Source organism: Sodalinema sp., from assembly GCF_046483825.1.
Taxonomy (GTDB): domain Bacteria; phylum Cyanobacteriota; class Cyanobacteriia; order Cyanobacteriales; family Geitlerinemataceae; genus Sodalinema.
The window spans coordinates 1-15,067 of record NZ_JAWOCL010000256.1; the positions used below are offsets into that span (position 1 = coordinate 1).

The 15,067-nt window shown below is 50.9% G+C and carries 7 protein-coding genes and 1 pseudogene; 5 read left to right on the forward strand and 3 right to left on the reverse strand.

All coding sequences use genetic code 11. The annotated features are described in order from the left end of the window. The 3 genes and pseudogenes from R6U67_RS16265 to R6U67_RS16275 form a co-directional block, all read right to left on the reverse strand. A pseudogene (locus R6U67_RS16265) lies at positions 1-897 on the reverse strand (hypothetical protein); the annotation flags it as partial. 72 nt (positions 898-969) lie between these two features. Beyond that, a complete protein-coding gene (locus tag R6U67_RS16270; RefSeq protein ID WP_410253521.1) occupies positions 970-1,656 on the reverse strand; it encodes a hypothetical protein in 687 nt (228 codons plus the stop codon). Between the two features lie 287 nt (positions 1,657-1,943). After that, complete coding sequence (locus R6U67_RS16275) at positions 1,944-6,092, reverse strand: hypothetical protein (protein ID WP_410253522.1); 4,149 nt, start codon at positions 6,090-6,092, stop codon at positions 1,944-1,946. A 271-nt stretch (positions 6,093-6,363) separates the two neighbouring features. Here R6U67_RS16275 and fbp point away from each other — a divergent pair, with 271 nt between their 5' ends. From fbp to R6U67_RS16300, 5 genes are all read left to right on the forward strand, one after another. Next, complete coding sequence (gene fbp, locus R6U67_RS16280; protein WP_410253523.1) at positions 6,364-7,410, forward strand: class 1 fructose-bisphosphatase; 1,047 nt, start codon at positions 6,364-6,366, stop codon at positions 7,408-7,410. Positions 7,411-7,520: 110 nt separating this feature from the next. Continuing rightward, entirely contained in the window at positions 7,521-9,050 is a 1,530-nt protein-coding gene (gene zwf, locus R6U67_RS16285; protein ID WP_410253524.1) for a glucose-6-phosphate dehydrogenase, read from the forward strand. 207 nt (positions 9,051-9,257) lie between these two features. After that, a complete protein-coding gene (opcA, locus tag R6U67_RS16290; protein ID WP_410253525.1) occupies positions 9,258-10,592 on the forward strand; it encodes a glucose-6-phosphate dehydrogenase assembly protein OpcA in 1,335 nt (444 codons plus the stop codon). Positions 10,593-11,151: 559 nt separating this feature from the next. Further along, positions 11,152-12,327: a sulfate adenylyltransferase gene (gene sat, locus R6U67_RS16295; RefSeq protein ID WP_410253526.1), complete on the forward strand. Its 1,176-nt coding sequence runs from the start codon at positions 11,152-11,154 to the stop codon at positions 12,325-12,327. 232 nt (positions 12,328-12,559) lie between these two features. Next, positions 12,560-14,770, forward strand: a complete 2,211-nt coding sequence (locus R6U67_RS16300; RefSeq protein ID WP_410253527.1) for a caspase family protein — start codon at positions 12,560-12,562, stop codon at positions 14,768-14,770. The last annotated feature ends 297 nt before the right edge of the window (positions 14,771-15,067 follow it).

The window sequence follows — 15,067 nt, forward strand, 5'->3', positions numbered from 1 at the left end:
AGGATAGAGAGCCGTCAAAATAACACCTTTATTCAGGGCATTATAGAGATCCATGGCTAGGGTAACAATGACCTGTGCCTTGGTGTAGCCATTGTCTGAGATTTCTGTTCCTTCGAGTTGATCAAAGCAAATCAAAATTGGATTATATTGACTAATTAAATCCAAAATCTGGCAGGAACGCTCAAACTCATCGATTTGATCATCTTCATCCTGTTCTGGTAATCCCATCATGTCGCTATCTCTCGATGAAATTCCTTTCCCCGAAATCCAACGGATGGCTTGCAGTGCTTTGATGCGATCTAACGTCCAGAGAATACTGCGGATTAGATAGGGATCGCTATTATCCAGCCCATTATCAAGTTGACGGTTACTCACCTCACTGGCTAACTCGTCAATCAAATCAGGCTCCTTTTTAATCTTACCTTTAATCTCCTGCATCCACTCTTTTGGAGAGTGACTTTGATTCAGGGCTTCGTTGAGTAAATCGGCTGCCAGTTCTTGCCATTGCATGACCTCTTGACTGCCCGTTTGGCGCAAACTTTGGCAGAGGATATTGAGAAATTCTGGCTTAATGTGGTTGAGATTGTTATAATCTCCCATATAAATAAACCAGGCTCCACCCGTGCTTTGCAGATGATGGCGGATTCTGCCGACAATATGGCTTTTGCCGAGACCTTTTTCAGCGACTAGGCTCACTCCTGCGACGTTCCGTTTGCCTTCGGAAATGTCGGACAGGGCGCGATATACTGTATCAGAGGCTTCGGCATTAATACTGGGAACGTCGATAAATTCACCGTTCCAAACGGCTTGTCGTTTAACGACCAACTCCCGGTTAAAGGGGTTGTCTTGTTGAATGGCGGTGTGGATATCTTGGAGGGGGGAAACTGAATCTGCCATGAGAGATCTAAACGGGTTGAGTCGTACTGCTTCGGGGAGAATTTAGGGGAGAGTGATGGCAATTGATGTAACTTAAAGCCGCTTGGCGTAGCATCTCAGTCCACTGAGTTCGGTGGTGATGGAATCGGCTAAGGTTTCAGGATTGGACTGATCGGCGGGTAAACTGCCTCCTTGAAGCTGCAAGAGATCGTCGGCTTGCATTTCTAGCATCCAGTCGTCAAACTGAGAGCGGCTGACGCGATCGCCCAAACCCCGGCGAATCTGATAAATTGGCACTAAATGCTCTAAATGGTAGTCCTTATTGAGACGATCATAGACCTCTAACGCCGCCGCTTTAAAGGCGTCATAAGAGAGAATTGCTTTTTCAGGAGTTTTGGGAACAGCGGTGGTGGCGGATTGACGATGCCATTGCAAGAGTGCATTGGCTAAGCGACTGCTGACAACGCTGCCCGGGAAACTAAAGTTGGGATTGTTTAAGCCGTCTTGCAGGACGTTTAAACCGCGATCGCCCAAGCGAACTCGAAATGACTGACCCGCTTTTTCCGTTGTAATTGCCTCTAGCTGCGCCAGTTCTTCAAAGACACTGGTGAAATCCCCAGATTTCTCCGCAGAACGCTTGACTTTTTGTAATAACTGTCCCTTGGTCATGCTGTCTTCTCCCGAAGCCCAAAGCATTAATAGCAAGCGGGTTTTAGCATCTGGTTTTTGTAACCCCATCCCTGTTTTTTCCTCAACAAATTGATATAGACGATTCAGCAAAATGCCTTTTAAAAGATTTTACTATAAAACCAAAGAATCGGCTAGGATATTGACTCTATTTAACATAAATTCACCGATCCACATCAGACTGGATAAGCCGTCACATTTGTCAAGCCCAACTTGCAAAAACTTAATTATAATTGAGCTTAAAACAGTCTAATACCATTTTTGGATAGTGTTGGGGCGAAACGGGGTATGAGTTGGGAGAGAATCTCCCAGGTGTTGTCGGTGGTCAGTTGCCTTCTTCTCCCCGTTTTTGGTCTTATGTCGAGTCCCAAATGGGCGGGTTACTGCAAGCCAGGGCGGATCGAGATCCGTTGGCGTTTATCTAAACCCGAAACCAAGATCTCCACGCGAGGATTCCTGCCCCGATAAACCAGTCGCCCCAAACAGACTTGATCGAGGCGGAAGAGTAAACTCGAGCCATCTTCTGCATAAAGACTCAAACCATTACGACGCACAAGTCCACCCTTGCGGGTAATTTTGAGGAACACCGCTTCCTCCGTCTCCCGAGAACATAACGACACCTGCAAGGAGGTCGTGGTTTGGACGGCCTCGACGGACATCCCCGCCAGGACAAACCGTGCGCCGTTCTCTCGACGTTGCAACAGGACTCGTTCGGGTAATCCCTCAATTTGCACCGTTCCCGGTAAGCGGTTGGGTTCGCCGGGTTGGGGTTCCGGGGAAATGCGCGTCGGATCGAATTGCCACTGGCGGGCTTTGCGTTCAATCTCGGCGCGAATGTCTTGCGCCCGTTGGGGATTGGTTCCCTCGGCGAACTGTTCCTGCTTGGCTTTAGTGGCTAACCAGCGTCTCTGGGCGTAACGTCGCCAATGGGGACTGATTTGGCGATTCTCAATGAACTGTTCATAAAAGCTGAGACAGGGAACCCACTCCCCCACTCGTTCAAAACTGGCCCCGACTTCTGCTGGGGTAAGATGGCGTGACCAGGTTTTGTTCTCAATCACCCTTTTGAGGAACTCGACATAACGACGACGTTGGGGGCGGGTGTCGTCGGGGGTGAGGTTGGAGGTAGCCAGTTGACGGACGACTTCCCAGGTGAGGGTATCATGGTCGGGGGCTTGGCGGCGATCGAGACTTTCAATGGCCTCAAGCCAACGACGGGCTTGTAGGAGATAATGCACCAGATCATCAAATCGCTGTTGCTGTTCTAAGGCCCAACGAATCCCCGACAGTTGTTTGAGCCAGTTGGCTTTCCCCGGTTTCCCGGCGTTTTCCCAAATCTCGACAATTTGTTGATGGGCTTCGGCTTGTTGGAGATAGCCGATTCCCTCGGGAAAGCCCACTTGTTGGGCTTTGGCTAAATAATAGTCTCGATGGTTCGTTGCGCCGCAGCTTTCCCAACAATCGACGGCGCGACGGTGGTTTTCTGGGGTTTGGGCGGCGTAAAAACAGAATCCGGCGCTGTGCAACAGATGGGGATATTTGGCTTGGGCTAGGCATTCGAGGGAGTCGCCGTACTGTTGCCATTGGCTGGGGCTGAGGGCTTGTTTTGCCTTGAGAAAGGCCTCAATGCTATCTCGGTAGGCTTCGATGGTGATGCGCCAGGGTTTTTCGGTGTAATGGCGTTGGGCTTGGTTGATGTGGTTGTCTAGCTGCTGGCTGAAGTTTTGCAGTTGACGGAGTGAGGCGGGTTGGGTGACCATAAATTGCGCGATCGCCCCCTCGATCTCAGAACCGCGATGCTGTTGATGCCATTCCCACAGTTGCGGCCAACATAATCCCTGCCAAAAGCACTTGCGGGCTTCTTCGGGCTTGTTTAACTGCAAAAAGCGCTCCCCGGCGGCTCGGAATTGTCGTTCAAATTTCAAGGCCCAGGCCTGACAGATCTCGGCTTTATCATAGGCGTTCAGGGAACGGTAGAAGTCAGCGGCGCGATGGAGAAATTCGGGATTTTCTTGACTTAAGCCGTTTTCCCAAAACTGTTCGGCTTGTTCGAGGCGATTGTCTCGGTTAAAGATGCTGAAACTCTCGCCTCTGGGCAAAGGGCTAATCTGGGCGGCATCTCGGGGTTCGAGTTGGCTGGCTTGGATGGCGCGATCGCATCCGTTGTGATCAGCAAATTGCCAGAGGGCTTGTTCTCCGGCGGGAGAGTCTAAAATCACCAGGGCTTCGGTGGGACGACTGGCCGCCACATAGAGTTTATTAAAGAAATACTCCAGTTCCAAGTTGCGTTGATGATCCGGATACAATTGGTCGAGACTTGTCTGCCTGTTTGCCAGTTCTTCACCAAATTTATAGAGGATGACAAAGGGAAACTCCAATCCTTTGGCTTGACTAGCACTGAGGATATTTTTGGGCAGTTTGTCTTGTTGAATATCGGGAAACAGATCCCGCAACAGGTCATCGTGTTGCAGATAGTTTAATTCTCCCCCTTCTTCACAGGGAATGAGAATAATGGGGTCGTTTTGGCAGAGGTCCCGAAATTGAGCGGCTTCTACATTTTGGGAGAGGATAAATTTTTGGGGAGGGATGCCATCTCCGGGTTTCCAAGGAACTTGTAGCGTCAGTTGATGGCTGTTGAAAAATAAGTAGCGCCAGAGGAGAATGAGGTTGGTTAGCCGCACGATCGCCGCTAAGGAGCGATAGTTGGATTTCAGTTCATGGAAAGTCATCTGAATCTTCAGATGGCGATCCGGATCTAAACTAGCAATCACCTGTTCATAAAAGGCCGCCCGCACACTTTTCCAGCGAAATCCGGTCGGATTTAGGGTTTGTAATGGATCCCCCGCAAAGGCAAAGGGTAAACTCTCAACGGGGGGATGGAGTTCGTAATCGGTAAAAATGGACAGTTGCACCAATAGCCGTAGTTCTAATTTGGTGAAATCTTGGGCTTCATCAAAGACAAGAGCGCTATATTTCTCGGTTATATTTCCTTGCTTTAAAACCTCGCGAATTAAATCTTGGTCATCCCAGAAACCATCGGATCTTAAGTGGTTTTTATACCAGGGATAGACGCGATCGCAGACAAATTTAAAGCTATCTTCAGGAACTGTGCGTTCTCTCCGAGGAATATCCGAATAATCCTCAGCCGCCATATCCTCTAAGTTATAGCCCTTAATAAACGCCCGAATAATATGCCAACATTCCGCCGGAGACAGTTTCCCCGGAAACGAGGATTTATAGGCTTGTTCAAATTGATAAAATGAGATGTATTTATCGGAATCAAATTTCTGCAATGTTTCCGAATCTAACCGTTTTAATAAAAACTCTTGAAACGGCGTAAAAAACGTCTGAAAATCAATATCAATCGATTTTTCGGCAAAATGATGATGGTGATTGAGAAGTTTGCGAACTCCCTGGCGAGCGGACTGAAGCAAGCGTTTATTATAGGTAATAAATAGGGGATGAATCCTTAACGAATCCGCCGTCAGATCTGGGTTATGTTCGCGGATATCCATGTATTTTTGGCAGTAATAGGCAAATAAATAGAACAACATCGTCGATTTGCCACTCCCCGCCCGACCATTGATAAAAATCGGCAATTTCCCCGCTTCTAGGATAGTTTCCTCTTCTAACGACAACGCAAAATTGCCTTGAGCTTCTCGCTCAATTTCATACCAAATATCTGGATCAAGAAGTAAATAACGAGGGTAATATCGCAGAGAATATTGAGCAATATCGTTGCGGGATAGAGAATGAGTGAGGCGATTATCTAATCCAGGCCCATATAAGTTCAACGAGACCCCTAACGAATCAATCTCGCGGGAACTCGGCACCTTAGCAAAGGGACAAATCAGCAGAATAGCCAGGGTTCCGGGGCTATCTGCGGCTTCAATCCGGGAGAAAAGAATTGCTTTTTGGCGAGTTGGATGATAGCCTAAAAACACCCCATCATAGGACGTTGCTTGTTCTTGAATCAGTTGACTAGAATGGGCTTCAATAAGAGAGTAAACCAACTCATGATAAGTTTGCCAATGACGGTCAATTTCGACCGTTTTAAATTGTTCGACCCAGATGCGAGTTTCATAAATTGCCCCCCCTTGGCTATCCATGAGTAAACTGGGCTTATGTAGCCATTCCTTTAAGTGTGAGGGCAGATGTTTCGGTTGTTGTTCAGCAGTTAAGGCTTCTTTTTGATATTGAATCTCACGCTCGATATCGAGAATATTGAGTTGAAAGTGAGTCTCGCCGTATTGGTCGGGATTGTCCAGAAAATGATGTTCATAATCCGGTTGACCCCGCTGGAAGATTTTGACAAAGCAAAACACCCGGTCGTTGCCAATTTTTTGGATTTTGCCAATGAGACGTAAATTATGGAAGCGATGCTTAAGATAAGGGTAATTCCAATCAAAATGACTTTGGATTGCGGTGATGCTATGCGTCTGGATTGAGGTTTTAAGGCTGGTTAATTTATCAAGTTTATTGTGAATCTGGGCTTCTTGTCGGCAACTCGGACTAATATAAACAAACATGGCAGCACGATCTCAACAATTTGGCGATTTTAGGAGAGTATTCTGGAGAGAGATGAGGGCGTTGCGTGAGGATTTGCGAGCAACAGACCCCATTCAGAAAACTCCCTAACCCCCTATTATATGAAAAATGAATCGGAGTTTAATCTAAAGAAAATCTTATAGTCCTGAAAGAAAGGGGTGCGATCGCCGGAAGTGGTTTTACCATAGAAGCAGCGATCGCCGAACCTCCCGAGTCCGTGACCGACCTGAACACCCTAAACAACCTTCCTGTATGACACCCAGCGAATCCTTCGAGATGCCCCAACGGGCCTTAGACCGCGACTGTACCACCCTATCGCGCCATGTCCTCGAACAACTACAAAGCTTCTCCCCCGAGGCCCAGGATCTCAGTACCCTGATGAACCGCATCGCCCTAGCCGGGAAACTCACGGCGCGTCGTCTCAGCCAAGCGGGCCTCATGGATGGGGTTCTCGGCTTTGCTGGGGGAGAAAACGTCCAGGGAGAAGACGTCAAAAAAATGGACGTCTACGCCAACGAAGTCTTCATCTCCGTCTTCAAACAAAGTGGCCTCGTCTGTCGCCTAGCCTCCGAGGAGATGGAAAAACCCTACTACATCCCCGAAAACTGCCCCATTGGTCGCTATACCCTCGTCTATGACCCCATTGACGGGTCCTCTAACATTGATGCTAACCTCAACGTCGGGTCCATCTTCGCCATCCGTCAACAAGAAGGCAACGACGAAAGCGGAGAAGCCTTAGACTTACTGCAATCGGGCCATAAACAACTCGCCGCCGGCTATATCCTCTACGGCCCGAGTACCGTCCTGGTTTATTCCATCGGGACTGGCGTTCACTCCTTCACCCTCGATCCCACCCTGGGGGAATTTATCCTCTGGCAAGAGAATATCCAAGTGCCTGAACATGGTTCCGTCTATAGTGTTAACGAAGGCAACTTCTGGCAATGGGACGACTCCATCCGGGATTACATTCGTTACGTCCATCGTCACGAAGGCTACACTGGACGCTATAGCGGCGCCCTCGTGGGAGACTTCCACCGCATCTTGTTGCAAGGCGGCGTCTTCCTCTATCCCGGAACCGTGAAGAAACCCGAAGGGAAATTGCGGCTTCTCTACGAATCAGCACCCCTAGCCTTCCTGATGGAACAGGCCGGCGGACAAGCCAGTACCGGACTGCAAAACATTATGGATGTGGTTCCCGAGAAACTGCACCAGCGAACCCCGTTAGTCATTGGGAGTCCTGAAGATGTGGCGTTGGTGGAGTCGTTTATCCAAGAAGGGACGCGCGGCGATCGCCACTAACCCCCATCCTACACGTCAGGGAACCCTGAATCTTCCCCGATGGCAAGTGTTGACAAGTCCAAGTCCACAATTGTCAACTCAATACTGTCACTCTAATCATCAAAGCTTCTATGGTCGCTATCCAAGACAATCCCCTGCGCGTTGGCCTACAACAAGATCGCATTCCTGAACCGCAAATTCTGGTTATCTTCGGTGCATCAGGGGATTTAACCCAGCGCAAGCTGGTTCCCGCCATCTATCAAATGCACCTAGAACGTCGTCTCCCGCCGGAATTAACCATTGTGGGAGTCTCACGCCGGGACTGGAGTCACGACTATTTCCGAGACCATTGTCGTCAGGGTGTCAATGAATTTGGCGGCGGTTTGCAATCTGATGACATTTGGAACAGTTTTGCCCAAGGTCTTTTCTATTGTCCCGGTAACATCGACAATCCCCAAGATTACCAAGATCTAAAAACCTTCCTCGGCGAACTCGATGAACAACGAGGAACGCGAGGAAATCGAGTCTTCTACCTCTCGGTGGCGCCGCGCTTTTTTGGCGAAGCCATCCAAAAACTCGGGGAAGCCGAAATGCTCGCTGATCCGAGTAAACAACGATTGGTGATCGAGAAACCCTTTGGCCGCGATTTAGCCTCGGCCCAAGTCTTAAATCAGGTGGTACAATCGGTTTGTGACGAAAAACAAGTCTATCGAATCGACCATTATCTCGGCAAAGAAACGGTCCAAAACTTATTAGTTTTCCGCTTTGCGAATGCCATTTTTGAACCGCTTTGGAATCGGCAATTTGTGGATCATGTGCAAATTACCGTGGCTGAACGGGTGGGACTCGAAGGACGGGCCGGCTACTATGAAACGGCTGGGGCCTTACGGGATATGGTGCAGAATCACCTGATGCAGTTGTTTAGCCTGACGGCCATGGAAGCCCCCAATTCCTTAGATGCCGACAGTATTCGCAACGAAAAGGTTAAAGTGGTTCAAGCGACTCGTTTAGCGGATACTGAACATTTGGATAATGCGGCGGTTCGGGGACAATATACCAAAGGTTGGATGGATGGCAAAACGATTCCCGCCTATCGTGATGAAGATGGTGCTGATCCTGAGTCGACGACGCCCACCTATGCGGCGTTGAAGTTGAATATCGACAATTGGCGTTGGAAAGGGGTTCCTTTCTATTTACGAACCGGGAAACGGATGCCGAAAAAAGTCTCAGAAATTGCCATTCAATTTAAGGATGTGCCATTTCTGATGTTCCAATCGGCGGCTAAACAAGCCAATCCTAATGTTTTGGTGATGCGAATCCAGCCCAACGAGGGGATTAGTATGCGCTTTGAGGTGAAAACGCCGGGAACTTCGTTGCGGACGCGATCGGTCAACATGGATTTCCGCTATGATGCGGCGTTTGGGAAAGCCAGTACGGATGCTTACAGCCGTTTACTGATTGATTGTATGCTCGGCGATCAGACGCTGTTTACCCGTGGCGATGAGGTGGAAGCCTCCTGGCGGGTGTTAACCCCCGTCTTGGAAGTTTGGGATGCGCCCGCACCGGCGGATTCGATTCCCCTCTATGAAGCCGGAACCTGGGAACCCGTCGAAGCTGAATTGTTACTGAATCGAGATAATCGTCGCTGGCGGCGTTTATAACCTCGAATTGCTGCGGGTTAACGGATTCAAGGGATTCCGATGAGGATGGCCATGACAAGTTGGCCGACGAATTGAGTCCGGTTGCGTCACACTGAAGGGGATGTTGGCCCGTTGTTGCGTTGTTGTTGCGTTGTTGTTGCGTTGTTGTTGCGTTGTTGTTGCGTCACGGTTGCGTTGTTGTTTTCACGTTTAGGGAGATGATTGATCATGAGTAGTAGCACACCCGTTGTTGCTTTACAGAAACCCAAAGATATTTCCTTGGGGGAGATTGAGGCCGAACTCAGTCAAATTTGGCTGGGACAGAGTAAGGGACAAGGTGCGCCTTTGGCTAGTCGCGCCTCAACCTTCAGTATGGTGGTCTATGAACCCGAGGAGTTTCAACAGTTGTTGGCGGCGTTGGGGTTTTATGACTGTCCGATTGATGGCGTCAATGGGGAGGAAGCCCGTCAAGCCATTGAAGCGGCGCAGAAACGATATGATCTCAAGGTGACGGGACATATGAATGCTCCGACGCTGCGCAAGTTGCGCGAGGAGTTCGACAAGTTGTCCCCGCAAGATCAGCATTATGACAATTTGGATGCACGGGGGTTTCAGATTAGTGAGGCGATCGCCGCCGCCAATCCTTGCCGCATTATCACCATTTGTCCGACCTTCGGCATCGAAGACAAGGGCGTAACGGCCCAAGTCTCGGCCTATTGTCCGCTTCAGCGTCAGAGTTCCAAGTTAGTCTGTTGCGAGTACATCACCCTACGGGGAACCAAGGACGCCCTCAACCGGGTGGGGGATTTAGTCACCTCCCTGATGGTTCCCGAGTTACCCCGTTTCGTCTGGTGGAAAGCCACCCCGAACCCGGAACAGGAGTTGTTCGCGTCCTTGGCCACCGCCAGCAACTGTACGGTCGTCGATTCGAGTTATTTCAGTGATCCGCGATCGGAATTGCTAAAAATGCAGGAGTTGGTGCAGCAAGAAATCTATATTGCGGACCTCAACTGGCATCGTCTCTCGGCTTGGCAAGAGTTAACCGCCGCCGCGTTCGATCCCCCAGAACGGCGGATGTCCCTGGGAGAAATCGACAGCATCACCATTGACTACGAGAAAGGCAACGACTCTCAGGCCTTGCTATTCCTGGGTTGGTTTGCCAGTCGCCTCGGTTGGACTCCCACCTCCTATGCGGTGGAGTCGGGGGATTACGATATTACGCAGATCAAGTTCGAGGGAGAGTGCGATCGCGAAATCCTGGCCGAGTTAGCCGGGGTTCCGGTGGCGGATATGGGCGAAATTCCCGGAGATTTGGTGGCGCTGCGCCTCAATTCCTCGAATCCCGAGGCCGACTGTTGCACGATTCTCTGTTCGGAAACCACGGGTTGTATGCGCATGGAAGCCGGAGGAAGCGCCCAATCCTGTCGCACGGAACAGGTCACGGCTCTCTCGGACCAGAAAGCTGAGGCCTTAATGGCTCAACAACTGCAACGCTGGGGCCATGATGTGTTGTATGAGGAAAGTCTTGCGGTTACCGCACAACTGTTAGGCTTAGGGTCTTAAATTCGTTGGCATACATGGGGCATTTTGTCAAGTTTGCCGGTTTTTTTGGTAAAGTTGTGTAAAGAACAAACCCCATCGTGAGCGACGGACTGACGAGGGAGGGGGGCAAATTCCCCCCCATCTCTCTCCCAATTCGATTCGAGCAACCTCTCTCTGGCAGCGGTGGTTGTGGATGCTCTCAAGTCTCTCTCTATCTAGGGTTTGGCGGATAAACCCTTGTTCTAAGCGGGCAAAAATCTGGCGTTGGCTCTGGGATTCTCTCTCGTGCAGTCCCTAATTTTGCACACAAGTAGGTCAGTGTGAAAATCTTAGCAAATCCCTGAAACCCTGTCAAATCCGTTCTTTTATTAAAAATAATTCCTAATAAGCTCTTGACTTTGAAGTTTTGTAACAAGCGGCAAATTTTAAAGATTAAAAGTAAATCCAAGCCAAGATTAGTTTTGCTTATTTTTTTCTCAAGCGGCCTCCAGAATGGGAAAATTTGGTCGTTGACCCCATCTAGGGCTAAACTTGGAGACGATTGTAACCCGTACAGATAACCCTTTATCCCGTCTCCAACGTGAGTGTAGCAACCAAACCTCAAGAAACCATCGCCGCCCACGGTGGCACTCTGATTAATCGCCTGGCAACGGCGGAGCAGAAACAGGAATTTCTCGCTCAAGCCGATAACCTGCCTCGGGTGACGATGGACGATCGCACCTTCTCGGACCTCGCCCTAATTGCCATTGGTGGCTTCAGCCCTCTGACTGGCTTTATGGTCGAAGCCGACTATCTGCGTGTTGTCCATGAGATGCGCTTAGCCAACGGTTTACCCTGGTCTGTGCCGATTACTCTCAGTGTCAGCGAAGAGGTGGCCAACGCTTTGAAGGTGGGCGATCGCGTGCGCCTTGATGACAAAAGCGGGCGCTTTGTCGGAGTCTTAGATCTAACCGAGAAATACCACTACGACAAACTGCAAGAAGCCCTCCATGTCTATCGGACCAACGAAGAGAAACATCCCGGAGTCGCCGTTGTCTATGCACAAGGCCCGGTCAATCTAGCCGGTTCCGTATGGATGCTCGAACGAGATCCTCATCCCCTATTCCCCAACTACCAAATCGACCCAGCCGACTCGCGACAAATGTTTATCGAAAAAGGCTGGAAAACCGTCGTTGGCTTCCAAACCCGCAACCCCATCCACCGCGCCCATGAGTACATTCAAAAATGTGCCTTAGAAACCGTCGATGGTCTATTTCTCCATCCCCTCGTCGGCGCAACGAAAAGCGATGACATTCCCGCTGATGTGCGGATGCGTTGCTATGAAATCATGCTCGATAAATACTTTCCCCGCGATCGCGTCATGATGGCCATTAACCCCGCCGCCATGCGCTACGCCGGACCTCGGGAAGCGATTTTCCACGCCCTAGTGCGGAAAAACTATGGCTGCACTCACTTCATTGTTGGACGCGATCACGCTGGGGTTGGAGATTACTATGGAACCTACGACGCGCAAGAGATCTTCGAGGAGTTTGAAGCCGGAGAACTTGGGATTACGCCGATGAAGTTTGAACACGCCTTCTACTGCACTCGGACGGGAACCATGGCCACCTCAAAAACCAGTCCCAGTACCGCCGAAGAGCGAATTCACCTGTCAGGAACCAAAGTCCGCGAGATGTTGCGACGGGGTGAACTTCCTCCCCCAGAATTCTCTCGCCCGGAAGTCGCGGCGGAACTGGCCAAAGCCATGCACGACTAATCGCCTTCATCGTGTCATCGGGGAACCTATTATTAGGGAACAGAATCACAGGCGTCTGTTCCCAATCTCTCAGATAGCAGTTGACCGTGAAAACTGGACGGTTAATCGATTAATCGATATCAAACCTAACCCAAACCAAGATTTTCATGAGGGTGAATCTCGGGTTTCACCTGTCGACTGCTCTCCCGATTAACGATTAATGATTAATGATTAACTCTCCTACGCAACTATTATGAAACGACGGGGTTTTCTACAACAATCGGCCTGGCTGCTTGCCGCAACAACGGCGGGTGGGATGGGGTTGGTCTCCCGAGACCCTCGCCTGAGGGAAGTCCTCGCCGCCCCAACGGTTCGTAAACGAGCTTTATTGATTGGTATTAACCGCTATCCCGAGTCCACCGGCAGTGATTTAAGTGGGGCCGTTACCGATGTACGGTTGCAAGAGCAAGTGCTACAGCATCGCTTCGGGTTTGCCGCCAAGGATATTCTCAGCCTCACCGATGAGCAAGCCAGCCGCAGCCAGACCCTCGAAGCCTTCAACGACCATTTCTCAGAGGTCACAGCCAATGATGTCGTGTGGCTGCATTTTAGTGGCTATGGGTCTCAGGTTCAGCCATCCCCCAACTCCGAAGCCGTCGAACCGAGTTTAGTCATGGCCGATGGTTTAGATTTGCCCTTGACGACTCTGTGGTTGTTGCTGCGATCGCTGCCCACGGACAAAATTATTACAGTTCTCGATACCAGTTACACCTATCCCGGTCATCCCCTGTTGGGCAATCTACGAGTGCGATCGCGCCCCAGTCCCACCGTCGTACAACTCGACGACGCTCAACGACAACGGCAAACCCAATTACAAGAGCAACTCCGTCGCGCCAACAAACCCGGTCTCAAACGAGATGGCCCCGGTTGGGTCCTATCAGCCGCCACTCGGCAACAGGTCGCCACCGAAAGTCAATGGCAAGGATTCAGTTCAGGACTGTTTACCTATGCCTTAAGCCAACAACTCTGGTGGCTGTCTCCCGAAGCCTCCCTCACCAACCTCCTGACTCGCACCGACCAACTCGTAGAAGCCTTTGCCGGAGGCGAACAAACCCCGAATATCTGTCGCGGAGGGATTGACCAATGTGCCATCTCAGGAGAACTGCCCCCGCCCCTCGTGCCTCAACTCGCCGCCTTAGGCGCCGATGGAGTCATTTTAGCCAAAAATCCCGGTAACGACCCCTTCAAGCTCTGGCTAGGGGGCTTACCGGTCACAGTTTTGAACCGATACGGGGTGGGGTCATTGTTCTCCGTCTTGCCCGAACCGGGAACCCCACCTCAAACCGATGTGAAACTGCAACTGCGATCGCGATCGGGCCTAACGGCAACGGCCCAACTCTGGAACGGGCCCGATCGCCAAGCAACGGATGCCGAGTCAATGGTCTCCGGGCGACTGTTGCGAGAATCCGTCCGGATTTTGCCGCGAACCCTCCCCCTAACCGTCGCCCTCGACAGTCGCTTAGAACGCATTGAACGAGTCGACGCCACCAGTGCCTTCTCCGGGATTCGGGATGTCACCTCCGTCAGTGCCGGAGAACAGCCCGCCGATTGCGTTTTCGGCCGAGTGCGTCGAGCCACCATCGCCCAAACCTACTCCAGTGATTTAGTCCAACTTCCCAAAGATCAAGGGACTTACGGCCTGTTTTCCGTCGGACGAGAACTCATCCCCAACAGTATTGGCGAGGAAGACGAGGCCATCAAGAAATCCGTGCAACGCCTGGTTCCCCAACTGCAAGCCTTGCTGGCCGCCAAATGGCTCACCCTTACCTTAAACGAAGGGGCCTCGCGTCTCGGCGTGCGGGGAACCTTAAGTGTCCTCGATCCCGATGAATCCGTCGTCTTGCAACGGCAAACTCGACGGGCACGACGGGCCAAGGGTGTACGTCCGTTAGCCGGGGTAGAAGGAACCCTCGATATTCCCGCTGGCAGTCAAGTGCAATATAACCTGGAAAACTTAGGCGATCGCCCCGTGTACTATCTCATGTTTGGCCTCGATAGTAGTGGCCGGGCCGTGGGATTCTATCCCTATGAAACCGTCGCTGATGGCAATCCCCCCACCTTGCAGCAACCGCCTCTCAATCCCGGTGAGTCGGTCACCCTTCCCTGGACTGAAGCCGAAACTTGGTCCGTGGGACGACCGATTGGTACAGTGTCGATGAAACTCATTTGTTGCGATCGCCCCTTCGGCCAAGCCTTAACCCTCCTAGCCAGTCGGCAAAACTCCCCTCGCAATCCCCGCAGTCTCACCCCCCTGGAGTCTCCGCTACGAGTCGCGAAAGCCATTATGGAAGATTTACACCGCGCCAGTCTGCGCAAAACCGATGCTGATGCCTTCCCCGATGATGTTTATGCCTTGGATATGGAGGTTTGGACGACGTTGAATTTTATTTATCGGGTGGTTTAGGGGGAAGAGGGGAAGAGGCAAAAGGCAAGAGGCAAAAGGCAAAAGGCAAGAGGTGAGAGGTGAGAGGTGAGAGGTGAGAGGCAAAAGGCAAGAGGCAAGAGGTGAGAGGTGAGAGGCAAAAGGCAAGAGGCAAGAGGTGAGAGGTGAGAGGTGAGAGGCAAGAGGGAGGTTCTCCACTGTTCCCTGTTCCCTATTCCCTATTCCCTATTCCCTGTTCCCTGTTCCCTATTCCCTATTCCCTGTTCCCTGTTCCCTGTTCCCTGTTCCCTATTCCCTATTCCCTGTTCCCTATTCCCT